Origin of the sequence: Actinomadura meridiana (genome assembly GCF_039537545.1) — a bacterium.
Classification (GTDB): Bacteria; Actinomycetota; Actinomycetes; order Streptosporangiales; family Streptosporangiaceae; genus Spirillospora; species Spirillospora meridiana.
In genome coordinates this window covers 247,918-273,327 of the sequence record NZ_BAABAS010000001.1, presented here as the reverse complement: position 1 = coordinate 273,327, position 25,410 = coordinate 247,918, and the positions used below count along the sequence as shown (strand labels likewise).

The window sequence follows — 25,410 nt, the reverse complement described above, 5'->3', positions numbered from 1 at the left end:
AGCGTCCTCACCACCCGCTGCACCGGCAGGACGGTCCCCGTCCTGGCGGCGGGCGCGACACCCGGCACCGGCCGAACCGGCCCGGCCCGATCACCGGAAGGCGAGGCCCGCCCACCCGGCGGCGCCCCAGACTCGGGCGCCGCCGGAGCTGCGGCGACTTGCCGTCGTTCCGTGTTCTCGGGTGCGCGCACCAACGGCGGCGCCGGGGGTCCAACCCCGGCGACCGACCGCTGAACAGGTGCGCCCAACCCCGCCCGCCGCGACGGCGGTGCGGCGGGCGGGGTCGTCCCCGGAACCCGGGGCTTGATGTGCCCACCCTGATCGGCGGCGGACTCAGCCGCCGCCCGCCCCGCAACCGCAGGACGAGGACCAGGACGAGCATCGCCGGGCGAATCGACCACCCGACGCTGAGCAGAACGAACCGAGGCCGCCGACCCCTCCGAAGGAACAGCCGACGATCCCGGGGCCTTCGGCGCGGGCGGCGAAGCCCCACGCGAAGGCGGCTCCGCCGAACGCTGCACGACCGCAGGCGAAGAAGGCGGCACCTCAGACGAAGAACGCGACGGACCCACCGGCCTCACGGGCGCCGCACCCGACGACGGCCGTGGCGCCTTCGCCGAACGCTGCACGACCGTGGGCTGAGCCGGGGAGGCCGCAGACGACGGCTCCGGCGAAGATCGCGGCGCCTCAGACGAAGACCTCGAAGGACCCGCAGGCGGGGAAGGCACGACTCCCGACGACGAACCCGGTACCTCGGGCGGAGGCGACGACGGGCGCGACGGCTTAACGGACCGCTGGACCACCGGCAGAGAAGGAGAGGCCTCGGGCGACGCCCCCGACGCAGACTGCGATGCCCCTGACGAAGGCAACGACGTCCCCCGCGAAGGACGCGACGGTTCCGCCGAACGCTGCACAACCGCAGGCGACGACGACGGAGAAGGCGGCACCTCAGACGAAGTCCGTGACGGACCCGAAGGCTTCACAGGCGCCGTACCCGACGACGAACCCGGCTCTGTGAGCACGGACGACGACGTCCCACGCGAAGGCGGCGAAGGCTCAGGTGACGAGCGCGGCGCCTCGGGCGGAGGTGACGACGGCCGCGACGGCTTTACCGAACGCTGGACCACCGGCGGAGAAGGCGAGGCCTCGGGCGACGGCGACGGCGCCGACTGCCGCCCCTTAGATGATGACCTCGGCGGACCCTCAGGCGGGGATGACTCAACTCCCGGCGGCGACGAAGGCGGTGCCTCGGACAAAGGCGACGACGTCCCACGTGAGGGCCTCGGCGGTTCCGCCGAACGCTGCACAACCGCAGGCGAAGAAGGCGGCACCTCAGACGAAGACCGCGACGGACCCGAAGGCTTCACAGGCGCCACACCCGACGACGACGAACCCGGCTCCGTGGGCACCGACGACGACGTCCCACGCGAAGGACGTGACGGCGAAGGTGGCGCGCTGCTCGTCGAAGAAGACGATGAACCCGCGGGCTTAACAGACGGCGATGCGCCACGCGAAGACCTCGGCGGCTCCGCCGATCGCTGCACATTCACAGGCGGCGATGACGAGGCCCCAGGTGAAGACTCCGGCGCGCCCCCAGGTGGGGAGGGCGCCACTCCCGGCAGCGACGAAGGCGGTGCCTCGGACAAAGGCGACGACGTCCCGCGTGAGGGCCTCGATGGTTCCGCCGAACGCTGCACAACCGCAGGCGAAGAAGGCGGCACCTCAGACGAAGAACGCGACGGACCCACAGGCCTCACAGGCACCGCACCCGACGACGACGAACCCGGCTCCGTGGGCACCGACGACGACGTCCCACGCGAAGGACGCGACGGTGAAGGTGGCGCGCTGCTCGTCGAAGAAGACGATGAATCCCCGGGCTTAGCAGGCGGCGATGCGCCACGCGAAGACCTCGGCGGTTCCGCTGATCGCTGCACATTCACAGGCGGCGCTGGCGAGACCCCCGGTGAAGACTCCGGCGCGTCCCCAGGTGGGGAAGGCGCCACTCCCGGCGGCGACGAAGGCGGTGCCTTGGTCGGGGGCGACGGCGTCCCGCGCGAGGGGCGTGATGGTGACGATTGCGCGCTGCTCACCGAAGGCCGTGGTGGACTCGCGGGCTTGTCAGGCGGCGATTGCTCTGCTGGGCGCTGGACGGCCGGGGGCGAAGGGTTGGGGGTGGTGGCCTTGCGCTGGATGGGGAGGTCGGCTGGTGGCAGCGGGGCGCCTAGGCCGAGACGTCGCGGGCGCGGTGGCGGAGGGGTGGACGGTGCGTCCTCGGCGGCGCGCGGTGGTTCGTCGTTCTCCGTTGGGGCGGGACGAACGGGCAAGGGGGGCTCGTCCGCCGTGCTCTGGGGCGGAGGGGTGGGGTCGGTCGGTTGGGGGCGCGTGGTTGGCGCGGCTTGTTTGCGCTGGACGGGGCGGTCTGCGGGAGGGGCCGTGGGGCGTGGCTTTACCGCGCGGACTGGACGGGGGGTGCGGGGCACCTGTCGGGCAGCCGTCAAGGGGGTCGCGGGACGTGGGGCCGGGTTGGGCAGTGGTGCGTCCGGTAGGGGTTCCGGCGGGGGTGGGGTGATGTCGGTGGGGTCTGGGGCGTTCGGGGGGATGCTGCTCGGGGCGGTGGGGTTGATCTGGCGGGGCAGCTCGCCGGAGAGGGCGGGTGACTGCCAGGTGGACAGGGTCAGGCCGAAGGACGGGTCGGCGACCGTTCGCAGCGTGGGCGCGGCGGGTGGGGGCGGTGTCGCGCGCCAGCCGGGGTCGCGGGCGCCCTCGGCCGGGGTGCCGGGCCCCGCCGTCGGGCCGGGACGGCGGGAGAACAGGTCGCGGATGCCCATGGGTCAGCCGTCCACCAGGGACGTGATTTCGGTGACGTACCGGCGCCGGTCCGGGTGCTCCAGGTCCAGGATCTCCTCGCGTGACCAGTGGAAGTGGTACGCGATGTAGGAGATCTCCCGGTGCAGGCGTTCGGGCGGGTACGTCACGATTCCCCCAGGCGGCTCCCGGCGAGGTCCACTTCGAAGGACTCCGCGCAGGAGGGGCACGAAACGGTGGCCAGCGTGTGGCCCTCGGTGTTGATCTGGCGGTAGAAGTCCTGAAGGAAGGCCAGATCAGAGGCGAACATGCCCTCCACGATGCCGTCGTGGACCTGCGGGAGCGTGCCCAGCCGGGTGATGACCCGGCTGAGCAGCACCACCGAGAGGTACGGCGGGTTCTCCCGGACGCGCAGATCCTGCAAGGGGATCAGTTCGTCCTTGGCCGTGGCGAGGCGCATCGCGCCGTCGCGGTGCATGGTTCCGGTGTCGTCCATGTATCCGCGCGGCAGCTCGAAGGCGAACTCGGTTCTCACCCGGGACGCCGATTCCACGGTGGGGGCTGAACGGCGCATCAGGACTCTTCGACCTTCATTTCTTCGTACGTGATGTGCGCGGTCTCCTCGATCGGCGTGGTGCTGCCGGATTCCAGGTCGCCGAACTCGCGGTGGAAGCACCAGGCATTGCGGAGGTTGAAACGCCGCATCGGCTGCTTCTCGTGGTTCATCTGAATGAAGGTGATGTTCTTGCGGGCCGAGCCCATCTTGCCTTCGAAGGAGTCCTTCAGCCATTTGGAGAAGGCGTCGTTGCCGGTCGTGGCACGGGTGACCTTGACGTCGCTGGACTCGACGGGGCCAGGCATCTTGCCGATGCGGCCGCCGCCCTGCTTGTCGTTCTGCCAGTAGTCGATGACGCTCTGCTTCTGCTCCAGTCCGCTGACGCTGTGCACGTAGTCGACCAACACGCCGTCGATCTGGAGTGCGAAGATGTGCGAGACCGAGGAGTCTTCTTTTCGGAATGACATTTCTGCTCCTTGTTAAGTAGGGGAATGCCCTATTCCTCTAGTTCGCCGCCGCCGGAGATCTGCGCCAGGCGGAAGATCACGAACTCGGCGGGCTTGACCGGGGCGATGCCGATCTCGCAGACGACACGGCCGAGGTCGACCGACTCGGGCGGGTTGGTCTCCTCGTCGCACTTGACGTAGAAGGCCTGCTCCTCGGTGGCGCCGAACAGGGCGCCGTCGCGCCATTCGGTGACCAGGAAGGCGGAGATGTTGCGGCGGATCCTCGCCCACAGCGTGTGGTCGTTCGGCTCGAACACCACCCACTGGGTGCCGAGCAGGATCGACTCCTCCAGGTAGTTGAAGTAGCGGCGGATGTTCAGGTACCGCCACGCCGGGTCGGACGACAGCGTCCGCGCGCCCCACACCCGGACGCCGCGGCCGGGGAACGCGCGGATGCAGTTGACGCCGATCGGGTTGAGCAGGTCCTGCTCGCCCTTGGTGACCTGGAGGCCGAGGTCCACGGCGCCGCGGACGACCTCGTTGGCCGGGGCCTTGTGCACGCCGCGTTCGGTGTCGCTGCGGGACCAGATGCCGGCGAGGTGACCGCTCGGCGGGATCATCCCGGACTGCCCGGACGACGGGTCGAAGACCTTGATCCACGGGTAGTAGAGGGCGGCGTAGCGCGAGTCGTACCCGGCGGTGTCCTGCCGCCATTCGCGGATCTGGCGGGCGTTCATACCGGGCGGCGGGTCGATGATGGCGACCCGGTCGCCCATCAGCTCGCAGTGCGCGATCATCCCGAGCTGGACGGCCTTGACGCCCTCCATGTCGATGGCGCCGCGCTCGTAGGCGCTCATCAGGTCCGGCGCCGCGACCATGGTGACGGCGTCGAGGGCCTCCAGGCCGCCGAAGCCGGTGCGGTCGGCGGTGTCGCCGAGGTAGTGCTCGGGGCCGACGTCCCGGCCGTCGGCGGTGGGCGCGGCGGGGGCCGCGGGGGCCGCCAGCGTCACGCTCTGGTTGTCCGGCCTGGCCACCTGCCCGGACGCGGCGGCCTCCGTCACGGTGATGAGCTTCGACCGCTCCTTCACCTGCGTGACGACGTAGGTGCGGGTGTTCTTCTTGGTCGAGACGTTGAAGCTCTCGGCCACCGTGTCGTCGACCTTGACGATCAGCTTGAACCGGTCGTCGGCGGCCTTCTCGCCGCCCTTGTCACCGCTCTCGATGTCGGCGACCTCGACCGTGACGGTGCCGGAGCCGGCGGACGGGATCGCCGCGACATGGAACCCGCCGAGCCGGGTGGGCGCGGCCGCCGCGATCTGCTTGGGAGCGTCGCCCGTGCCGTTCTGCGACGACCCGCCGACGCGGACGACGTAGCAGGTGGTACCGCCGTTGTTGAAGAACCCGTACACGGCGTGGGCGAGGTAGTAGCCGTCGGTGAAGTCGCCGAAGGACGCGACGTACTGCGACCAGTTGGTGACCAGCGCGGGCTCGTTCAGCGGGCCTTCCGGAGCGAATCCGACGAAGGCCGCCACGGACGTGCCCACCCCCTCGATCGGGCGGGACCCGCTGGCCACCTCCTCGACATAGACGCCGGGCGACAGGTATGTGGGCATTGGGCAGCTACTCCCCCGATTAGGTGCGGTCTGGGTTCCTCAGTCACCCTGCCGCGCCGCCCGGCCGTCCCGGAACGTCCGTCCGTCCCTTCCGGAGGGCACCGTCCTCTGCCCGGTATGTCACCTAACGCGGCGCCCTGTCGCGAGCGGACGCGGGGTGAAGGTGCGGTCGTGCCACGGCGAACGCCCTTTCCGGTGGGGCGATGTCCGGACGGGCAACCCCCGAGGCCGGTCGGACTGCCCGCGCGGTCCTTCACACCCACGTGTGCCCAGGACAGCCTGGCCGTGCACAGGACCGTCGCGAAGGAGCGTACTGGGGATGACGCGCGTTCAACGGGCACGGGGAGTTCCGGCCGAGGAGGCCGAGAAGACCAAACGGCGCGGCATCGGCACGCGATCCGACGACACCACGTCCGAGGCGGTCTCCGGGCCCGTCGACCCGGCCGCGGCCGCGCTGCTCGCCCTCCAGCGGGACGCCGGGAACGCGGCGGTCAACGCCGCGCTGGCGCCGATCCAGCGCAAGGCCGCGCACGACGACGACACGCACCGGCACGGGCCGGGCTGCGGGCACACCGAGACGGCGGGCGCGCGGTCGACGGTCGAGGCCGCGCTGCGCGCACCGGGCAAGGCGCTCCCGCCGGACGTGCGCACGGAGATGGAAGCCCGGCTGAACCACGACTTCTCCGGCGTCCGGATCCACACGAACGGCACCGCGCACAAGTCGGCGGAGCAGCTGAACGCGCACGCCTACACGTCCGGCAACCACATCGTGTTCCAACGCGGTCGCTACGACACCGCGTCGACGGCGGGCAAGCAGATGCTCGCCCACGAGCTGATCCACGTGAAGCAGCAGCACAGCGGCCCGGTCGCCGGGACCGACATGGGCGACGGGACGAAGGTCAGCGACCCGGGCGACCGGTACGAGCGGGAGGCCGAAGCGGGCGCGGCGCGAGCCATGAGCGGCCCGGCACCGGTCCAGCGCCTCGCCGCCGCGCGCCCCTCGTCGCCGTCCGGAGGCGGATCCAAGATCCCGATCCAGCGCTGTCGCAGCTGCGACAACCCCATGTGTCGCCACGGCTACCTGTGCGGCGCGAGGCGAAGCTCGTCCCGCGCCCCAAGCACGTCCCGCGCCCGAAGCTCGTCCCGCGCCCGCAGCCGGACCCCGGAACGCGTGGACATCAGCTACATGACCGAGGACACGCAATATCAGAACCCGAAGAATCGCAGTAAGAACCCCCTCCCCGAGGAAACAGTCATGGGGGGAAGCGCAAGAGATATCTTGGTTGCCGCCGGTAGGCGACCGAAAGGCGTACCCGCCCTTTCTCACACCGCTGCCAACTACAGGTTCGGCGACGGATACGGAGGGAACACGCAACGAAAGTCGAATCTCACTGCGACTTCGCAGGCGGCGAACCTCACGCACTTGAACTACGAGGAGGCGGCGGGGAAGGACATCGCTCCGCCGGCACCAAAAAAGAAGCCCTCCAAGAAAGACAAACCGTACGATCCCAGGGGGGACAGGTCCGTCAAGAGCATGCATGGCCTGGCCGTGACGCAGATGAGCATGACCGGCGGGCGGAAGGCGGGCAACTATGACACGACCGTGTACGACAGGGGAACCTATGGGATCTACTCACCCAGCGGAAGGACTATCAACGAGGTCGAACTGGACTTCCATGACTATCGCAGCGCCCCCACGCGGCGGAAGGCCGGCGAATACGTGGAGAATTCCACGATTCGCAGGAACGTGGAAGCCTCCGCCGCCCATGCGCTCATGCGTGATCTCCCCAGGGACGCGGTGCCCAGCGAGTACCAGGACTGGGAGAACAGCCGCAGGCAACGGTCGAGGTCGCGGAGCCGGTCGAACAGTCCCGCCGTCCTCCCACCGCCGAGTGGGCGGCGCGATGACCCGATCCTTCTCGGGCCGCCGTCGGTCCCCTCTTCACGATCATCTTTGCCGCCGGGGTACGGGAGCTCCGTGCGGTCGGCGTCCCGGGACCGGTCGAGCAGCCCCCGCGTCGCCCCCCTGCCGATCCGTTCGCGCGACGACGCGCCCACCATCGCGCCGCGGCGGCGTCCGAACCTCGGTCCGCCCCCCTCGCAGCGGGGATTCGCGAGCATCGCGCTGGCGTCCAGCCCGCTGTCTCGCGGTCCCCTTCCGAGTTCACGCTCGTCGTCGCAGGTCCGCTCGTCGTCGCAGGTCCGCTCCTCGTCGCAGGTCCGCTCCTCGTCACGGTACCGATCACCCTCGGTGGGTCCGGGAGCGGACGATGCCAACACCGTCACGATCCGGCCGAGGGGGCGCGACGACTACGACGACGTGCCGCGTGGTCGGCGCCGGTGATCCGGGACGGGCGCGCCGCGCGGGCAGAGGGTGCTGCACGCGGGGGTGCACGCGCGGACATTCCGGGCACGTCCGGGGCTGGCTAGCGTCCGATCGGTGAGCATCTGGAGTTCTCTCGATCCGGCGTCGGCGACCGTGGATCCCGGCGACGCCGTGACAGTCACGCTGCGCTTGCGGAACACGACGGATCTGGTGGAGGAGTACCGGATCTCGGTCGCCGGAACGCCCGCCGTCTGGTCCGGGGTGGAGCCGAGGACGATGCGGCTCTACCCGGGCACGACCGGCACCGCCGAGATCACCTTCCGGCCGCCGCGCACACCGGACGCCACGGCCGGTGGGCATCCGTTCGCGATCGAGGTGATCCCGACCGAGCAGCCCGCGGGCAAGACGGTCGTGGAAGGCCATCTGACGGTCACGCCGTTCAGCGAGATCCGGGCGGAGCTGCTGCCGCACACCGTGCGTGGACGGTTCCGCGCCAAACCCAAGTTCGCCGTGGACAACCTCGGCAATACCCGGCTGACGGCGTCGCTGACCGGCAAGGACAACAGCGGGCAGCTCGGCTTCGAGCTGCACCCGGCGAACGTGCAGGTCGAGCCGGGCCGGGCCGCCTGGGTGCAGGGACGGATCAGGCCGGGCGGCATCACCTGGTTCGGCCAGCGCGAGTCGCACCCGTACACGTTGAACGTGCTGCGATCCGGGACGGAGCCGGTCGAGGTCGGCGGCGTGTTCGTCCAGCGGGCGGTCATGCCGCGCTGGCTGCTCGGGTTCACGGGGTTCCTGCTGACGTCGGCGGTCGCGTTCACGATCGCGTGGTTCGTGTTCAAGCCGAACTTCGACACGAAGGCGCATGACGGCGGGATGGTCCCGGTGGGCAACCCGCTGACCCTCCCGGACGGCAAGTCCCCGCCGCCCGACCAGCAACCCCGGCAGGCGCCCACGGAGCAGCCCGATGACGGCGCCACCGAGGATCCGCCGCCCGCGACGGACGGAGGCGGCGGCGAGGAACGTCCACTCGGCGGGCCCGGAAACCATCTGCTGTACCTGGCGAAGTCGAGCCCGTGGCCGGACCCGCCCGGGGAGGGTGAAGAACCCGCCACGTGGAGTTTCCCCGTGAAGAGCCCGGGTTTTGAGGCAGTAGGCGACGAGTGGGGCTGCACCTACAGCCCCGTGCGCTACACCCTCTGCGCCATGAACGACACCTACAACCCGGAGAGCCAGACCACGTTCGATTTCTGGGTCAAGTCCAACGGCGACCCCGACGCGAGCATCTCCGTGATCTTCGACTGGAACTTCGACGGGGACAAGGAGGTGCTCCAGCGCCGCCAGGTCTTCAAGGCGTTCGAGCTGGAGCCGAACCAGGAATGGCAGAAGTACACCGAAGAGGTCGGCCTGGAGTTCGAGGAGGGCGAGGAGTGGGCCGACCTCAAGAACGGCAAGCTGAGCGTCGGGTTCTGGGTCAGGTCGGGCGACTCCCCGATCGAGGTCCGCTCGAACGTGCCGGAGGGTCAGGACCAGATCTCGGCGATGCGCATCCCCTTCGACCCCGTCTCCTAGCCCGCCCCGTCGGACAGGGACGGGATGTCGCCGGGCAGCAGGCGTCCGAGCTTGCGGTACTCGCGGCGGGCCCCGGCCAGCAGGTCGGCCATGGTGATGGGACGGCCCGCCGCCGCGGCCAGATACCCGGCGGTGACGGCGGCGCTGCGGATCGCGCCGCCCGCCAGGTCGAACTCCCGCGCGCAGCGGTCGAAGTCGGCGTCGCCCGCGACCGGGACCGGCGGGGCGAGGCAGTGCTCCCACAACGCGCGGCGCTGCGTCCGGTCGGGGAAGGGGAAGTCGATGACGAGGTCCAGGCGCCGGGTGAAGGCGTCGTCGATGTTGGCGCGCAGGTTGGTGGTCAGCACCGCGATCCCGCCGAACGACTCCAGCCGTTGCAGCAGGTAGGCGCTCTCCAGGTTGGCGTACCTGTCGCGGGCGTCCTTGACGTCGGAGCGCTTGCCGAACACGGCGTCGGCCTCGTCGAAGAGCAGGACCGCGTCCATCCGGTCCGCCTCGGTGAAGATCCGTTCCAGGTTCTTCTCGGTCTCGCCGACGTACTTGTCGACGACGGCGGACAGTTCGATGACGTACAGGTCCAGCCCGAGTTCGGCGGCGAGCACCTCGGCGGCCATGGTCTTGCCGGTGCCGGACTCCCCGGCGAACATCGCGACGACGCCCCGGCCCCGGCCGCCGCCGCTGCGGAGCCCCCACTCGCCGAGCACCCGGTCGCGGTGGCGGGCCCGCTGGACGAGCTCGCGCAGCCGTCCGGCCGCCTCGTCGGGGAGGACGAGATCGTCCCAGCCCACGGCGGGCACGATCCGGCGGGCGTGTTTGTGCAGGCCACCGGCGTTCTGTAGCCGGGCTCCCCGGTGCAGGTGCGCGGCCGACAGGGGCGCGCCTTCGAGCGCGGCGTAGTCACGCGCCGCCCACACCGCGCGACGGATCTGATCCGGGGCGAACCGGTAGGTGGCGGTGGCGGCGTCCAGGTCGAAGCCGAGGTCGCCGGGCAGTTCCGCGCGCCAGACGTCGGCGGCGTGTTCACGTGCGGGGGCGTCCAGGACGAGCGGCTGCACGTCGCACCAGCCGGGATCGAACGGTTGCGACCCCGCCAGCAGCACCGGGACCGTCGCGAGCGCCTCGGCGAACGGCCGTACCAGGGCGCCGTCCGGCAGCGGGCCCGCGATGACGGCCGCGCCGTGCATGGTGGCCTCGCGCAGGACGGCCGGGACCTGCGCCGCGTCCAGCCGGGCCGGATCGACGGCCAGCACCGGCAGCCCGGCGGCGGCCACGGCGGAGCGGGCCGCCGCGACGCCCGCGCCGGGACGGTCCTCGTGCAGATAGACCAGCGGCGGGTCGCCGTCGCGCAGCCGTCCGGCGAGACCGCCCGGATCCGGGACGACGTCGGCGGGCGGCGCGTCGGCGAGCAGTGCATCGGCGGGCGGTGCGTCGGCGGGCGGTGCGTCCTCCAGCCGGACCACGGCGGCGAGGTCGTCGTCCACCGCGTCGTCGCCGAGCAGGAACGCGGCGACCCGGTCGGGGACGAGCAGCGCGCGGCTCAGGAACGGCCGGTCCGCGTCCTGCGTGACGATCAGGCCCCCGGCGATCAGCGGGGCTCCGGCCGCGAACCGGGCGCGGGCCCACGCCGAGGTGACGGGCGCGCCGCACAGGTCGAGGGCGAGCCCGACCGACGCGCGGCGGCGGCTCACGTCGTCGTTGAGGAAGCCGTACAGCGGTTCGAACGAGCGGTCCAGGTCGGGCGCGAGCGCGATGAGCAGGATCTCCAGGTCGAAGCCGGTGAGCCCGAACGCGGCGGCGAGCCAGTGCGCGCGGGTGTCGGCGCCCGCGGCGTCCGCCAGGTCGTCGACGGCCCGTTCGTACTCCGGGTCGCGGCCGGGTTCGGGGGGCGGGCCGTCCGCCAGCCGCAGCGCCGTCTCGGGCGCGACGTGCAGGCCGCGGAACTCGTCGCCGGTGGACGGGTCCGCGCCCGACCGCTCCTCGACCAGCAGCCGGACCCGGGCGCGCAGCAACTCGATCCGGGCCAGCAGGTGGCCCGTCGAGTCGGTCACGTCAGCGACCTGCGGCGGACCTCGGACACGGTGGGCTCGCCGTCGTGCAGCTCGACCTCCAGCTCGGTGACCGGCGGCCCGGCGGGCAGGTCCGGCGTCACCGGGAACGGCGCGAGGACGACGACGTCCAGCGACGGTTTCAGCTCGCCGCCGAGCGCCGACCACAGCTCGGTGATCGACCGCGGGTCCGCCGGTGGGAGCGCCGCGGTGACCGGGACGGGCATCCCGGCCGTGGCGAGGATCCCGCCGGTGGGCAGCATCGTCTCCGGCAGCGTCTCGTGCCGCAGCAGGCAGCCGAGGACGGCCGACAGCAGGCGGTGCTCGTCCTCGGGCTGCTTGGTCCACGCGGTGACCAGGTACGAGAGCCGGTAGTAGCGGGGCGGACGCCGGTAGGCCGCCACCCGGCCGCCCTCCGCGTACACGCGGGCCACGCCGGTCTCCCGCCGCTTCACGTCCTCGCGGACGTCGTAGAGGTAGGCGTTGATGGTGGGCGTGTTGCGGCGCGCGGCCCATTCGCGGGTCGGCGCCTCGAAGACCAGCCGCACGTCGCTGCCGTTCAACGCGCGGCTGGTCACGAGTTCGCGGAGCGCCTCGTCGACTTCGTGGAGCATCAGATGAAGCCCTCGCGGAGCGCGTACGCGACGGCATGGGCCCGGTTGCGCAGGTGGAAGCGGGTCATCAGGCCGTGCAGGACGTTCTTGACGGTCCGTTCCGAGTAGGCGAGCTTCCCGGCTATCTCGGACGTGTCCAGGCCCTCCGCGATGAGGTAGAGCACCTTGCGTTCCCGGTCGGCGAGCCCGGTGGCGGACAGCCCCTGCGAGTTCATGCCGCGCTGGATCCGGGCGACCTGCTTGAGCAGCCGTCCCTGGAGGTCGGCGGGCAGGCTGCCGCCGCCGGACGCCGCCGCGACGACGGCGCGGGCGATGCCGTCCGCCCCCGCCTCGCGCCGCCACAGCACCGCGACCACGCCGCACTCCACGATCTCCAGCAGGTGCGCCTCCTTGAGGTCGCTGATGATCAGCACCGGGTGCGCGCCGATCGACCGGGAGAACCGCCGCAGAACGGCCTTGAGCTGCTCGTCCACGGTTTCGGCGACGACCACGGCCACCACGGCGTCGGCCTCGTCGACCAGCGTCAGTTCGGGGCGGCGGCGCAGCCCGCCGACCACCCCCTCGTAGGTGATGGGGTCGGACGCGTGCACCGCGACGGGAATCGTCTCCATCGCTCAGCCCTCCCCGCCGCCGGAGTCCCCGCCCGCGTCCGCCGAGGCATCCGACGAGTGCGACGAGTGAGATGAATGGGACGAGTGCGACGAGTCGGCGTCCCCGTACGTCCCGCTCGGTTCGGGTGTTCGGCCCTTCGTCCGCACCTCGGGGGGCGGGACGATCGTGCCGTCGAACCGCACCCGCCAGGTCGTCCCGGCGCCGTCCGGCCGTCCGACCGAGACGACCGCCGACCCCGGCGGCACCTTCGCCGGAACCTGCATACCGTCGTTGATGAACACAACCCGCCCCCGTTCGGTTCCCATCTCCGGTTCCAGTGGCGCCTCGGGGCCGACCGGCGCGTCCGGCCCGAAGCCGACCGTCCGGACCCGCACGCTCTCGTGCCACGGGCTCTCCCGCAGCCCCGCCGCCATCGCGACCGCGGCCTTGCGCGCGGCGTTCCGGTTGCCGGTCAGCGCGATCGGCGGCGGGAACGCCGCCAGGTTCACCCAGATGCCGGGCCGGATCTGGGTCATCAGCGGGTACGGCGCGTCCAGGCCGGTCCCGTCGAGGAGGCCGCCGATGTCGGCGACGAACAGCGTCCAGCGGCGGCCGCCGTGGGCCGCCCGCCACGGCGGCGGTGCCACCGGGTCGTCGGCGGCCAGGTACAGGGCCACCTCGGCGTTGTCGATCGTGACGGCGCGGGCCGCCGGGACGTCGCGTCCCTCCCGTTCGCAGGCGTCCTCCAGCAGGAGGAGCGCGCGGTGGACGCGGTGCGCCGCCCCCGCGTCGGTGGCGGTCCTCGGCACCGGATCGGCGTGGCGCCGCCGCCCGAACAGCCAGCCGCCGACGCCTAGCCCGGCCAGCGCCAGGAGCGCCGCCAGTGCGGCCACGATCGCCACCGGTGCGCCGTCGTCCTTGGCGGCGGGACGGGTCTCGGTCCCGGCACGCGGCGCCGCGGGCAGCGAACCCGGCGCGACGGTCGACGGAAGGTCCAGGGAGGATGTGGCCTTCGGGGTGGGCTTGTCGGTGTGCTCAGGCTGCTTCGATGACTCGGTCGGGGTCTCACCGGCTCCGTCGTCCTCGGGCTTCTCGGTCGGGGGCGGATCGGGATCGATCTTCAGGGCCTCCGGCTGGGAGGCGTCCGGCTCGCCGGTGCACGCATCGACGCTGGTGGGATGGATGCGCAGCGAGCTGATGCCCGAGCCGATCTCCGGTATCCACGTTCCGGGCGGCAGGCACGCCATCATCCCCTCGAACTCGATGTCGTCGTACAGGCCGACGAAGCTGTCGGTCCGGTTGCTGATCGAGCGGGTCGCGTCGTTGAAGAACGACCAGTCGCCGTCCATCCTCACGTCGGTGTCGGGGTTGGTGGTGGCGACGAGCCCGCCGCCGTCCTCCAGCCCCGACTTTCCGTACAGGCACCACCAGCCGTCGTCGTCCCGGCACGGCGTGTCGGCCCGCGCGGGGGCCGGAAGGCCCACGACCGCGGCGGCCACCGCCAGCGCACCGGACACCGCGCCGGCTCTCAGCAACAGACCCGGCCGAGCGTCGCTCATGCTCCGCTCGACCTCCCGTGGGAAGTCCGTAGTCCCCCGACACCCCCGTCGCGGCGGCCGGAAAGGCCACCGTGATCACACATCGCCGTCATTCGGCCAGTCTCGCGAGCGCGCGCCGGGCTCACAGCCCCGCAGGCTGCCCGACCGGAGTACAGCCTGCTATACGTAACGGACGAATGCGCAGCTCAGCTATGCCGTGACAGTTTCCGCGATCATCCGAGGATCTCTTCGGACAGTTGGCAGCAGCATTTCTCGCCATTGCCGCAGGTGTGTCCCGTTCCACTGTCACGGGTGAATGCCGAAGTGGACGTGACGCCATGGGATCGTTCGTAGACGACCTCGCCGCCGACCAGGGTCGCGGTCACCTGGAGGCTCGGGAGGTCGCGCGGGGACACGTCCAGCACGTCGCCGCCGACGACGCAGATGTCGGCTACCCTGCCGGGTTCGAGCGTGCCCTTCCAGCCGTCCGCGTGGTCCTGCCAGGCGGCGGTGCGGGTGTAGGTGGCCAGTGCCTCCGGCAGGCCGATGCGCTCCGCCTCCCCCGCGACGCGGCCGTCGGCCCCTTCGCGGAGCGCGGCCGTCGCCACGCCCTGGAGCCAGTGCGGGCCCACGACGGGCGCGTCCGATCCAGAGGCCACCTTGACGCCCGCGTCGAGCGCGCTGCGGTACGGCCACTGGTATTCCGTCAGCTCGCGTCCGATGATCGGCTCCAGGACGCGCCCTTGCAGATGCAGAATCTCCGCGTTCAGGTTCGCGCCGATGTCGTGCCGCGCCATCTTCCACAGCGTCCGCGCCGACGGGAAATTGCAATGGATGACGTAATGGCGCAGTTCCGGATGGCCCCACTGGTGTCCGGCGGCCTTGACGTAGGCGGCGACGACCGCGTCGGTGGTGGCGTCGCCGCAGGCGTGCGTGCCGACCTGGAGCCCGGCGCGCGCCACCGTCTCGATCATCTCGTGTAGGTTGGCGAGCTGCTCGGCGGGCGTCGCGCCGTCGATGGTGAGACCGCCGTTGCCACCGTCGAGATACGGCTTGTTCATCCACGCGGTCCGGAACCTCGGGATCCCGTCGGCGAAGATCTTCACGCCCGCGACGCGCAGCGTCCTCGGATCGACGCCGTTCAGTGGCTCGTACCCGGCCAGGAGGTCGCGGAGCGTGTTCGGCCCGGCGCCGCCGCCCAGCAGGGCCGTGACGCGCAGGGGCAGCTCACCGGCGCGGGCCTTCTCCGCGTAGATGCCGAGGGTCTCCAGGTCGATGCCGGGTTCGGTGGCGCTCGTGACGCCCAGGGAGTGCAGGATCCGGACGGTGACGTCGATGGCCCGCGAACGCTCCTCGCGGGTGAAGGACGGGATCACGCGGCGGACCAGGTCCTGCGCGGTCTCGCGCAGGACGCCCGTGGGTTCGCCGTCGGCGTCCCTGTCGATGACGCCGCCCGGTGGCGGGACGGTGTCGCGCGTGATCCCGGCCATCCGGAGCACGACCGAGTTCACGGACAACGCGTGCCACGAGAAGTCGTCGAGAACCACCGGATGCCCGCCCGAGACCGGGTCGAGGTCGGCTACCGTCGGCGGGCGCGGCAGCCTCAGCTCCTGCCAGCCCCGGCCGCGGATCCAGGCGTCCGGGGACGGCGCCTCGGCGACCGCCGCGCGCACGACGGCGGTGAGTTCCTCGATCGTCGCCGTGTCGACGTCGATACTGAACGGCGGGATGCCCAGACCGTGCGCGTTGAGGTGGAGGTGACTGTCGTTGATGCCGGGCAGCACGGTGCCGCCGCCCGCGTCGAGCAACCGCGTGCGGGGGCCCGCGTGGCGCCGGACGTCGCGGTCGCTCCCGACGGCGAGGACCCGGCCGTCGCGGACGGCGATGGCGTCGGCCGTGCGGAAGTGCTCGTCGAGGACGAGTACGCGCCCGTTGTGGATGACGAGGTCGGCGTCCATGTCGGCGTCCATGTCGAGCTTCTCCTCCGTGCTCGTGTCGAGATCTGCCCGTCCCGCCGCGCACGCCACCGGCGCCGCGCCGGGTATCGCAGTCTTCCGCCATAGTGTTGATAAAGTCAACAGCTAGACCCCTCATCGTTACCTTATTTACAGGCGTAGCAGTGGGCTGTGTTGTCTCTGTCATCACAGCGATGAGTTTTCATGGCGGCCGTGGTCAGTACCGGCATGACTACGCACACGCTCACGATTCCCGGGGTCGAACTCGTCTACGACGTCCACGGGCCGCTGCCGACCACTGACGGGCGGCCTCCCCTGGCCATGATCGGTCAGCCGATGGACGCGGCGGGCTTCGCCACCCTGGCCGGGCTCTTCCCCGAGCGCACCGTGATCACCTACGACCCGCGCGGCCTCGGCCGCAGCGTCCGCACGGACGGCAGGAACGACCACACGCCCGAGACCCAGGCCGAAGACCTGCACGCGCTCTTCGAGGCGCTCGGCGCGGGCCCGGTCGAGATGTTCGGGAGCAGCGGCGGCGCCGTGACGGCGCTCGCCCTCGTGACCGCGCATCCGAATGACGTGACCACCCTCGTCGCGCACGAGCCGCCGCTGCTCCCGGTGGTCCCGGACGCGGCGGGCGCCGAACGCGCCAGGAACGGCGTCCGGGACGTCTACGAGGCCAAGGGCTCCAACGCCGGGATGGCGGCCTTCATCGCGATGACGTCCTGGCTCGGCGAGTTCACCGACGCCTACTTCGCCCAGCCGGTCCCCGACCCGAGCACGTTCGGGATGCCCACCGACGACGACGGCACCCGCGACGACCCGCTGCTCTCCGACCGGTCGTGGGCCGTCAGCTCCTACCGTCCCGACGCGGACGCGCTGAAGGCGGCGTCCACCCGGGTCGTGATCGCGGTCGGCGAGGAGTCCGCGGGCACCTTCACCGGACGCGCCTCGATGGCGACGGCCGAGCTGCTCGGCGAACACGCGGCTGTGTTCCCGAGCCATCACGGCGGATTCCTCGGCGGCGAGTACGGCTATCCCGGCCAGCCGGAGAAGTTCGCGCACAGGCTGCGCGACGTCCTCGACGGCGCTCATTGACAGAAACTTTACGGGGAAGGCCAATATCCTCTGCGCGACAGCTCACGTGACACCGAGGAGTTCATCGTGGCCGAGGATCAACCGTCCCGGGAGATCGACCCCGAGGTGCCGCACTCCGCCCGGATCTGGAACTACTGGCTGGGCGGGAAGGACAACTACGAGGCCGACCGGCGCGTCGGCGACCAGATCTCCCGGGACGTCTTCCCTGGCATCATCAACACCGCCCGACAGGACCGCGCCTTTCTCGGTCGCGCCGTGCACTATCTGGTCGAGCAGGCCGGGGTCCGGCAGTTCCTTGACATCGGAACCGGGTTACCGACGGTCGACAACACCCACGAGGTCGCCCAGTCCATCGCCCCCGAATGCAAGATCGTTTACGTCGACAACGACCCGCTGGTACTGGCGCACGCGGCGGCGCTGCTGACCGCGCGGCCGCCCGGCGTGGCCACCTACGTCGACGCCGACCTCGACGACCCCGGCGCGATCATCGCCGCCGCCGCCCGGACGCTCGACCTCACCCGCCCGGTCGCGATCATGCTGCTCGGAATCATGCACTTCGTCGCCGACGACGACCGCGCCGGGGAGATCCTGCGGCTGCTGCTGGACGCCGTCCCGCCGGGCAGCCACATCGCGATCGCGCACGCCACCGAGGACCTCGTGGACGCCGACCAGGTCCGCGCCAACATCGAACTCTGGAACGAGCACGGCACGCCGAAGATGCGCAGCCGCACGCGCGCGGAGATCCTGCGCCTGTTCGACGGCCTGGAGCTGGTCGAACCCGGCGTGGTGTCGTACTCGCGATGGCGGCCGCCCCACAGCCCCTTCGGGCGGCCCGACCTGGTTCCCGGCCTCTGCGGGGTCGGCCGGAAACCCTGATTTCTCGGGCGATGCAACCTCCTTGCGGTCCGGCCCTGTCCTCCTGGTAGGGACCGTCGCCTCGGCGGCCACGCCCGGCACCCGTCCGAGTGTGGCGCTGCGCTACGCGCGGCAGTGCCCGCCCGCCAGGATCGGCGCCCCCGAACCCGGCTGGATCGCGATCGGCGTCGAGCGCCCGGCGCCCGACCTGCGGACCGACGCCACGGTGGGCGGACGTCCCGCCGCCGTGACCGACACCCGGGTCACCATCCGCGAGAACGCGGCCACGGCGTTCTTCGCCCAGGCAGCCGACCGCACCGCTCTCGCCTCGTTCGGCGGGACGGCACGGCTCCGTGACCTGGCCTCAGCCGTCACCATGGTGCCCGGCACCGCGTGGCCACCAGCGTCCGCGCCGCCGTCCCCGACGTCCGCCCCGGGGGTGCCCTGACGGCGCCGTTCCGGGAGGGCGTAGACGAAGAGGGCCACGACCACGAGCGACGAGAACGCCCACCACACGTGCGCCTCCCGCCACTCGACGGGTTCGAGGCGCGACATGTACAGATACCCGAACGCGGCCCAGACACCGCTCACCGTGATGGCGGGCCACGTGCCCCGGCCCGATCGCATCAGCAGATACGGCACCGGCCACGCCAGATACTGCGTGCCGAACCTGAAGGTCACGATGAGGAAGACCAGCAGTAGCGCGAGCGTCAGGGTGACGGGATCCGACCTGCGCCACCACCAGAGAGCGGCGAGCACCGCCGCCGCCAGTAGCGGGGTACCGACCGTCCCGTAGCCGTCGGACACCACCTGGTCACCGCCGCTCACCACCGCGGACCAGCCCCAGTCCCCCGCCACCGGACGCGTCGACATCGCCGCCGACAGGGTGTCCGGCAGCCGATCGACCGGGGTGCCCAGGAACACCACGCCGCTCAGCAGGAACGCGAGCGGGACGACCGCCGTCCAGACCAGGACGACCACCCGTCCCCGCCACGCCGACAGGGCCAACAGGACGCCGGGCAACAACAGCGCCGACCAGTTCGCCGAGGTCACCGACAGCCCGATCAGCACGCCCGCCAGCTGGGCCCGCCCACCCCGCGCAGCCAGCAGCGCGGCCGCGCCCAACGCCAGCGTGATCGGCCCGAACTGCCCGTGGAGAGCGCTCACCATCAGTACCGGCGGCGCGCACGCGTACTGGAAAGCGCGCAGGGCGCGAACATTCGATGACGGGTCGGTGCTCAACTTCGCGACCAGCGGCACGAGCGCGAGGTCGGCGAGGACGGGCACGACACGTCCCGCGTACTCCCACGGCACGCCCAGCGTGTCGGCCACCTGCCGGACGCCTGCCAGCAGATAGGCCAACATCGGCAGGAAATGCCAGCCGCCCTCCCGCAGGACGACGAGCGGATCGTGACCGGCGAGCACCGCGTCGGCGGTGTCGCGGAAGTCGACGTCCAGGTCATAGGGCTGGAAGGTGTCCCGAGCGGCGATCACCATCACCACGACGCGCAGCACCGCCCCGACGGCCAGCGCCACCGCGAGCGGCGGCGCCCACCCCCGGCGTCCGGCCAGCAGCGCCAGGGCGAGACCGGCCGCGAGCGGCAGGCCCATCACCAGAACATGGGTCACCGCGTTCCTCTCATCGGCCGGTCGTCACTCCGCACGACACCTCCACCACGGCCCGGAGTCGGTGTCCGGGGCGAGGTTCCGTTAGGGTCGGCGATCATATGTCCCACGAGCGTACGGCGGGTGAGCCCATGACAGGAACGGCGACGGAGCGGCGGGAGGACGTCGGCGTCGCGGGCAGGCGGGTGCTGGTGACCGGAGGGTCCGGGTTCATCGGCCGCCGCCTGGTCGGGGCGCTGCTGGCCGCCGGGGCGGAACCCGTCGTCGTCGACCAGAACCCGCACCCCGATCCGGCCGTCCGGTCCGTCGTCGGCGACCTGTGCGACCCGGACGTGCGCGCCGCCGCCGTCACCGAGGGGCTCGACGGGATGGTGCACCTCGCGGCCCTCACGTCCGTCCTGCGCTCCATCGAGGACCCCGCCGGCGTCTACCGGCTGAACGTCGACGCCACCGCCGGTCTGCTGGAGCTGTGCCGCGAACGCGGGGTGCCGCGCGTGGTGTTCGCCTCGACCAACGCGGTCACGGGCGACGTCGGCGGGACGGCCATCAACGAGCGGCTGCCGCTGCGTCCCCTCACCCCCTACGGGGCGACGAAGGCGGCGGCGGAGATGCTCCTCAGCGCCTACACCGGCGTGTACGGGATGCAGACGTGCGCCGTGCGGTTCGCGAACGTCTACGGCCCGGGCATGCGCCACAAGGACAGCTTCGTCCCGCGCCTCATGCGGGCGGCGAGCGCCGGGGAGGGCGTCCAGGTGTACGGCGACGGCGCCCAACTGCGCGACTACGTGCACGTCGACGACGTGGTGCAGGCGGTGCTGCTGGCCTGGCAGGCCGGGCACACCGGCCCGCTCGTCGTCGGGTCGGGCCACTCCACCAGCGTCAACGAGCTGATCGAGACGGCCCGGGACGTCACCGGCGCGCCGATCCCCGCCGAGTACGTGGCGGGGAAGGCGGGCGAGATGCCCGCCGTCGTCCTCGACATCGCCGAGGCGCGCGCCCTCGGCTACACGCCGCGCCACGACCTGCGCTCCGGCATGGAGACCGTCTGGCCCGACTTCGCGCCCGTGGAGGTCGCATGACCACCGTCCGGGACGACACCGGAGTCGACCGGGCGGCGGTCGACGCCTTCACCGCCGAGTACGGCGCCGGTCTCGGTGGGGGGACGACCCCCCACGCCCCCCGGAACAGCCTGGAACTGCCCCCGATCGCCGTCGTCGTCGCCGCCTACGACGAGGAGGAGGGGATCGGCGAGGTCGTGCGGTCCATCCCCGCGTCCGTCGGCGGTCACGACACCGCCGTCGTCGTCGTGGTGGACGGCGCCACCGACCGCACCGCCGCCGTCGCCCGCGAGAACGGCGCGATGGTCTGCGACGTGCCCGTCAACCGCGGGCAGGGCGCGGCACTGCGCCTCGGCTACCGCATCGCCCGCGAGGGCGGCGCCGAGTTCATCGTCACCACCGACGCCGACGGCCAGTACGACTCCGCGCAGATCCCCCGGGTGCTGCGCCCGGTGCTGGAGGGCGAGGCCGACTTCGTCACCGGGTCGCGCCTGCTCGGACGGCAGGAGACCTACGACCGGGTGCGGCGCGTCGGCGTCCACGTGTTCGCACGGCTGGTGAGCCTGCTGACCGGGCAGCGCATCACCGACACCTCGTTCGGGTTGCGCGCGATGCGGGCCGAGGTCACCGGGGTCGTCACGCTGCGGCAGCCGCAGTACCAGTCGTCGGAACTGCTCATCGGCGTCATCTCCCGGGGCTACCGGGTGCGCGAGGTGCCCGCGACGATGCGGCTGCGCGCCGCGGGCACCACCAAGAAGGGCGGCAACTTCGTCTACGGCTGCCGCTACTCGCGGGTCGTCATCGGGACCTGGTGGAGGGAGCGCCGGGCGGGACGCGCCGCCGGGACGGCCGCCGCCTCCTCCAAGGGCCGCGTCGCCGGGGCCGGTGCGAAGACGAAGTAGTGGAACAGGACGAACTTCACCACGAACATCACGGCGTACACGGCAAGGAAGGCCCCGCCGACGACCACCGTGCGCAGACTCCCCGAGTCTGAGTCGAGCATCCGGGCGGCCCCGTCCGTCGCCGCCGCGGACAGCACCATGCTCGCCACCGCGATCACCCAGTAGGGGACCAGCTCGCGCCACAGTGACGCGCGGCCCCGCCGTCCCCACGCCCACCATCGGTTGAGGACGTAGTTCAGCGCCGCGCCCGCCGTCCACGCGGCCACGGACGCCGTGCCCGCGCCGAGCAGTCCCAGCCCGTACGTCGCCAGCAGCGTCGCCTCGCTCGCCACGGCGGCCAGCACCGAACCGACCGTGTAGCGGGTGAAGATCAGCCGGAAGCCGCGACGCGCGCGGGCCGGGGATCGGAGGGTGTCGGCGCTCATCGGTCCCGTGACGTCCCCGCCTCGGGCACCCGCACGACCGCGAGGACCGACTGGCCGAACGGCACCGGCAGGACGCGGTCCAGCACCCGGGTCGCCGGGACGATGAACCGGTCGTACACGCCGACCGCCCCCGAGTTCGGGGTCTGGGCGCGGCCGAGGCGCATGGCCGTCCACCAGGCGAGACCGCCCAGCAGGTTCACCGGCCGCACCCGCTCGCAGCGAAGCCCGGCGCGCTGGATCGCGTCCCGCAGCGTCGCGGGCGTGTAGCGGCGGAAGTGCCCGACCTTGCGGTCGAACTCGCTGAACAGGCTCTGGTAGCCGGGCACCCACAGCACGATCGTGCCGCCCGGGACGACCGAACGCGCCAGCGAGGCGAGCACGGCGGCGTCGTCCTCGAAGTGCTCCAGCACGTTGATGGCCACCACCGACTCGACCGGACGGTCGAGCCGGTCGTGAGCGTCCAGGTCGAACCGGCGCGCCTCGATCTCGTCGGCGACACGCGCGTCACCGGCGAACCGTTCGTCCATCACCGCGACCGCGTCCGGATCGACGTCGGTGACCACCAGCCTCCGCAGGCCGCCGAACTGCGCCGAGAACTCGCCGAGCCCGCCGCCGACCTCCAGCACGGAGGCACCGCAGTGCGGCGCGATCAGATCGAACTGGTAGCGCCGGTAGCGCGGCTTGTCCGGGCCCGCCCCCTCGGCGTCCCGGTCGCCGAGGCCACGGCCGGTGGCGCGGGTGAAGGCGCCCTGTGCGTCGCTCATGGAGCTCCCGATCGTCACGTCTCCTGCACGGGACTGGCGTGGTCACGCCAGTTCACCTTGGGACGCAGGGCCTCGGGCTGCACCCGGTCCGCGTACCGCTTGGCGACGTCGAACAGCGAAGTGATCAGCGTATCGGAGAGCAGGTGCGGGGTCAGTCCGAGGTCCAGCAGCCGCGTGTGGACGACGTTGTAGTAGTGCTCCTCCAGCTCGACGCGGGGGTTGTCGAGATGCTCGATCTCGACGGCGCCCGGGAAACATCGCTCGACGGTGTCGGCCAGCTCCTGGATGGACATCGCCTCGGTCATCTGGTTGAACACCCGGAACTCGCCGCGGTCGGCCGGGTTCTCGCAGGCGAGCTGCACGCAGCGAACGGTGTCGCGGATGTCGATGATGCCGCGGCGCTGGCCGCCGGTGCCGTACACCGTCAGCGGGTGCCCGAGCACGGCCTGGATGACGAACCTGTTCAGAACGGTTCCGAACACCGCGTCGTAGTCGAAGCGGGTGGCGAGCCGGTCGTCCAGGACGGTCTCGGCGGTCTGCTGCCCGTAGACGACGCCCTGGTTGAGGTCGGTGGCGCGCAGCCCCCAGATCCGGCAGGTGAACTCGATGTTGTGGCTGTCGTGGACCTTCGACAGGTGGTAGAACGACCCGGGCCGCTTCGGGAACAGGACCCGGTCGGTGCGGCCCTTGTGCTCGATCTCCAGCCAGCCCTCTTCGATGTCGATCTCGGGCGTGCCGTATTCGCCCATCGTGCCGAGCTTGACGAGATGAATGTCGCGATCCACCTCGCCGATCGCGTACAGCAGGTTCATCGTGCCGACGACATTGTTGACCTGCGTGTACACCGCGTGCTTGCGGTCGATCATCGAGTATGGCGCGGCGCGCTGCTCCGCGAAGTGCACGACGGCCTCGGGCCGGAAGTCGCGCAGCATCTCGTAGGTGAAGTCGGCGTCGGTGAGATCGCCGACGTACACGCCGATGGATTCGCCGGTCAGGTCCTTCCAGACCGCGATGCGGGTTTGGAGCGACTCGATCGGGACCAGGCTCTCCACACCCAGTTCGAAGTCGTACTGCCGCCGCGCGAAATTGTCGGCGACCGCCACCTGATGGCCGCACTGCGACAGGTGCAGGGCGGTCGGCCAGCCGAGATATCCGTCGCCGCCGAGAACTAGAATACGCATGCATTTCTCCAGCAGTGGTACAGGGTGTAACAGAGCACCGGAACCGCCTTACGCGATGGCCGGCCCGATAAGACCGCGATAGCGCCCATGGCGGGGCGGACCCCGAAATGTCAGCATGGTCTCCCTCACGTGAGCCGAGCCGTCACCACCATGCCGACCAGACTTCCCGGCACACCTGGCGGACACCTTACCGACCGTGTCAACGCGGTCGCATCATCATGCGTAAGCGATCAAGCGTCGTCAGAAGTTCCCACGTCGTGGACCCAATTTCAGGTCACGGGGACCCCATCCGATCAGACCAGACCGCGTCGGGCGGCGTGCACCCCCGCCTGGAACCTCGTGCGGGCGTTGAGGGTACGGAGCAATCGGGCGACGTGCCTGCTCACGGTCCGCGCGCCCATCCCGGTGTGCCGCGCGACCGCCTCGTCCTTGAGCCCGGTGGCGAGCAGGGTGAGCAGATGCCGGTCGGCGTCCGACAGCCGGGGCCACACGGCGGCGGACTCCTGGTCGGGGTACAGCGGCGTGGCCTCCTCCCAGCAGGAATTGAAAACGCTGATGAGAATGTCGAGGAGCGTCGAGGGACGAATGATGGCTGTAATACCCGGCTCATCGCCCTGAAGCGGCATTAAAGCCATTTCATCATCGACGATGACGAGCTTCGCGGGCGGGTTCTCCATGACCCGCGCCCGCTCGCCGATGAAGGAATCCTGCCGCGCCATCTCACGCTTCCCCGGAACGGCCAGCGCCTCCGGAGTGTAAATGACCCGATACTCGACGCCATTGGCGAGCCGTTCGCGCTCGATCTCGTTGGGACTGGCCGGGTCGACGGCGTAGGGCGGCTTGTCGATGGCCTTGATCTGCTTGACGGCGCTGCGTTGCACCTGCTCGTAGCGCTGGACGACCGCGTCCAACCCGTCGATGATCTCAACGAGCTTCTGCGGGTTCGTCCGCTGCTCGGCGGCCAGCAGATCGCCGCTGAGCCGCTTCGCCTCGATCCGCGCGCGGATGAACTCCGTCTCCCGCTTGCGAATCAACGTCTCGACGACGGCGTCCGGAGGATAGGGAACATACTTCGGGTCGGCGCAGGCGTCCACGCCCACCATGCCGAGTGCCTCAAGGTCCAGCAGCAGACGCGCCAGCCGAGGCCCGGCCTCACCGGACAGTTGCGCGAGCTCGCTCAGCGTACTGCCGGGGTTGTGGAGCAACGTAGAGTAGAGAATCTGTTGCGATGCGGTGACACCGAGCGCCGCGAATGGATTCTCACCGGTTGCGCTCGCGGGGAACATGGCCCGGATTATCTAGCAGCCACCCACCCCAGCCAAGACTCCAAGAAAATCCGTTCCCACACTGTGCTAAAGGCAGCCCTCCCTCCTTCGGGCACGATCGCTTGGATTGGACCCCGACCACCTTCACGGGTTGTGCGGCCGGAGGCGCCCCAGC

20 protein-coding genes are annotated in these 25,410 nt (G+C 71.2%); 6 read left to right on the top strand and 14 right to left on the bottom strand.

The features are described from left to right. Positions 1–2,831: 2,831 nt before the first annotated feature. Genes ABD808_RS01290 through ABD808_RS01275 form a run of 4 tightly spaced genes read right to left on the bottom strand, consistent with a single transcriptional unit; the run spans position 2,832 to position 5,420 of the window. Complete coding sequence (locus tag ABD808_RS01290; RefSeq protein WP_344888173.1) at positions 2,832–2,975, bottom strand: DUF6760 family protein; 144 nt, start codon at positions 2,973–2,975, stop codon at positions 2,832–2,834. Next, entirely contained in the window at positions 2,972–3,340 is a 369-nt protein-coding gene (locus ABD808_RS01285) for a hypothetical protein (RefSeq protein ID WP_344888169.1), read from the bottom strand. Before ABD808_RS01285 ends, ABD808_RS01290 begins: the two co-directional genes overlap by 4 nt. A gap of 38 nt (positions 3,341–3,378) precedes the next feature. Continuing rightward, the gene (locus tag ABD808_RS01280; protein ID WP_344888166.1) at positions 3,379–3,828 is read right to left on the bottom strand and encodes a phage tail protein; all 450 of its coding nucleotides are present in this window, start codon (positions 3,826–3,828) and stop codon (positions 3,379–3,381) included. Between the two features lie 29 nt (positions 3,829–3,857). After that, positions 3,858–5,420 (bottom strand): phage tail sheath family protein, encoded by a 1,563-nt coding sequence (locus ABD808_RS01275; RefSeq protein WP_344888163.1) that lies wholly within the window; start codon positions 5,418–5,420, stop codon positions 3,858–3,860. Positions 5,421–5,739: 319 nt separating this feature from the next. Between ABD808_RS01275 and ABD808_RS01270 the strand changes: the two genes are divergently transcribed. Both ABD808_RS01270 and ABD808_RS01265 read left to right on the top strand, forming a co-directional pair. Beyond that, entirely contained in the window at positions 5,740–7,764 is a 2,025-nt protein-coding gene (locus ABD808_RS01270; RefSeq protein WP_344888160.1) for an eCIS core domain-containing protein, read from the top strand. A gap of 96 nt (positions 7,765–7,860) precedes the next feature. Next, positions 7,861–9,318 (top strand): COG1470 family protein, encoded by a 1,458-nt coding sequence (locus ABD808_RS01265; protein WP_344888157.1) that lies wholly within the window; start codon positions 7,861–7,863, stop codon positions 9,316–9,318. On the opposite strand, the gene ABD808_RS01260 is transcribed toward ABD808_RS01265, so the two are convergent. The 5 genes from ABD808_RS01260 to ABD808_RS01240 form a co-directional block, all read right to left on the bottom strand. Continuing rightward, positions 9,315–11,366 carry an ATP-binding protein gene (locus tag ABD808_RS01260; protein ID WP_344888154.1) on the bottom strand — a complete coding sequence of 684 codons (2,052 nt, stop codon included), beginning with the start codon at positions 11,364–11,366 and terminating at the stop codon, positions 9,315–9,317. The two genes, ABD808_RS01265 and ABD808_RS01260, sit on opposite strands and share 4 nt — an antisense overlap. Next, positions 11,363–11,977, bottom strand: coding sequence for a Pvc16 family protein (locus tag ABD808_RS01255; protein ID WP_344888151.1), 615 nt, complete (start codon positions 11,975–11,977; stop codon positions 11,363–11,365). The genes ABD808_RS01260 and ABD808_RS01255 overlap by 4 nt, the downstream gene beginning before the upstream one ends. Continuing rightward, entirely contained in the window at positions 11,977–12,588 is a 612-nt protein-coding gene (locus ABD808_RS01250) for a helix-turn-helix transcriptional regulator (protein WP_344888148.1), read from the bottom strand. The genes ABD808_RS01255 and ABD808_RS01250 overlap by 1 nt, the downstream gene beginning before the upstream one ends. A gap of 3 nt (positions 12,589–12,591) precedes the next feature. After that, a complete protein-coding gene (locus ABD808_RS01245; RefSeq protein ID WP_344888145.1) occupies positions 12,592–14,127 on the bottom strand; it encodes a peptidase inhibitor family I36 protein in 1,536 nt (511 codons plus the stop codon). Positions 14,128–14,339: 212 nt separating this feature from the next. Further along, positions 14,340–16,076, bottom strand: coding sequence for an amidohydrolase (locus ABD808_RS01240; RefSeq protein WP_344888142.1), 1,737 nt, complete (start codon positions 16,074–16,076; stop codon positions 14,340–14,342). A gap of 213 nt (positions 16,077–16,289) precedes the next feature. Here ABD808_RS01240 and ABD808_RS01235 point away from each other — a divergent pair, with 213 nt between their 5' ends. Both ABD808_RS01235 and ABD808_RS01230 read left to right on the top strand, forming a co-directional pair. Continuing rightward, the gene (locus ABD808_RS01235; RefSeq protein ID WP_344888139.1) at positions 16,290–17,159 is read left to right on the top strand and encodes an alpha/beta fold hydrolase; all 870 of its coding nucleotides are present in this window, start codon (positions 16,290–16,292) and stop codon (positions 17,157–17,159) included. Between the two features lie 66 nt (positions 17,160–17,225). Then, complete coding sequence (locus ABD808_RS01230; protein WP_344888136.1) at positions 17,226–18,035, top strand: SAM-dependent methyltransferase; 810 nt, start codon at positions 17,226–17,228, stop codon at positions 18,033–18,035. Between the two features lie 102 nt (positions 18,036–18,137). Here ABD808_RS01230 and ABD808_RS01225 read toward each other — a convergent pair whose 3' ends face one another. Continuing rightward, a complete protein-coding gene (locus ABD808_RS01225; RefSeq protein ID WP_344888133.1) occupies positions 18,138–19,643 on the bottom strand; it encodes a glycosyltransferase 87 family protein in 1,506 nt (501 codons plus the stop codon). Positions 19,644–19,771: 128 nt separating this feature from the next. Here ABD808_RS01225 and ABD808_RS01220 point away from each other — a divergent pair, with 128 nt between their 5' ends. Further along, entirely contained in the window at positions 19,772–20,719 is a 948-nt protein-coding gene (locus tag ABD808_RS01220) for an NAD-dependent epimerase/dehydratase family protein (RefSeq protein ID WP_344888130.1), read from the top strand. After that, on the top strand, positions 20,716–21,600 hold the full coding sequence (locus ABD808_RS01215) for a glycosyltransferase family 2 protein (protein ID WP_344888127.1): 885 nt from the start codon (positions 20,716–20,718) through the stop codon (positions 21,598–21,600). Before ABD808_RS01220 ends, ABD808_RS01215 begins: the two co-directional genes overlap by 4 nt. On the opposite strand, the gene ABD808_RS01210 is transcribed toward ABD808_RS01215, so the two are convergent. From ABD808_RS01210 to ABD808_RS01195, 4 genes are all read right to left on the bottom strand, one after another. Next, positions 21,483–22,025, bottom strand: coding sequence for a GtrA family protein (locus ABD808_RS01210; RefSeq protein WP_344888124.1), 543 nt, complete (start codon positions 22,023–22,025; stop codon positions 21,483–21,485). The genes ABD808_RS01215 and ABD808_RS01210 overlap by 118 nt on opposite strands. Continuing rightward, entirely contained in the window at positions 22,022–22,789 is a 768-nt protein-coding gene (locus ABD808_RS01205) for a class I SAM-dependent methyltransferase (protein ID WP_344888121.1), read from the bottom strand. The genes ABD808_RS01210 and ABD808_RS01205 overlap by 4 nt, the downstream gene beginning before the upstream one ends. A 14-nt stretch (positions 22,790–22,803) precedes the next feature. Continuing rightward, positions 22,804–23,970, bottom strand: a complete 1,167-nt coding sequence (locus tag ABD808_RS01200; protein WP_344888118.1) for an NAD-dependent epimerase/dehydratase family protein — start codon at positions 23,968–23,970, stop codon at positions 22,804–22,806. 293 nt (positions 23,971–24,263) lie between these two features. Beyond that, positions 24,264–25,256 carry a LuxR C-terminal-related transcriptional regulator gene (locus ABD808_RS01195; RefSeq protein ID WP_344888115.1) on the bottom strand — a complete coding sequence of 331 codons (993 nt, stop codon included), beginning with the start codon at positions 25,254–25,256 and terminating at the stop codon, positions 24,264–24,266. Positions 25,257–25,410: the final 154 nt, after the last annotated feature.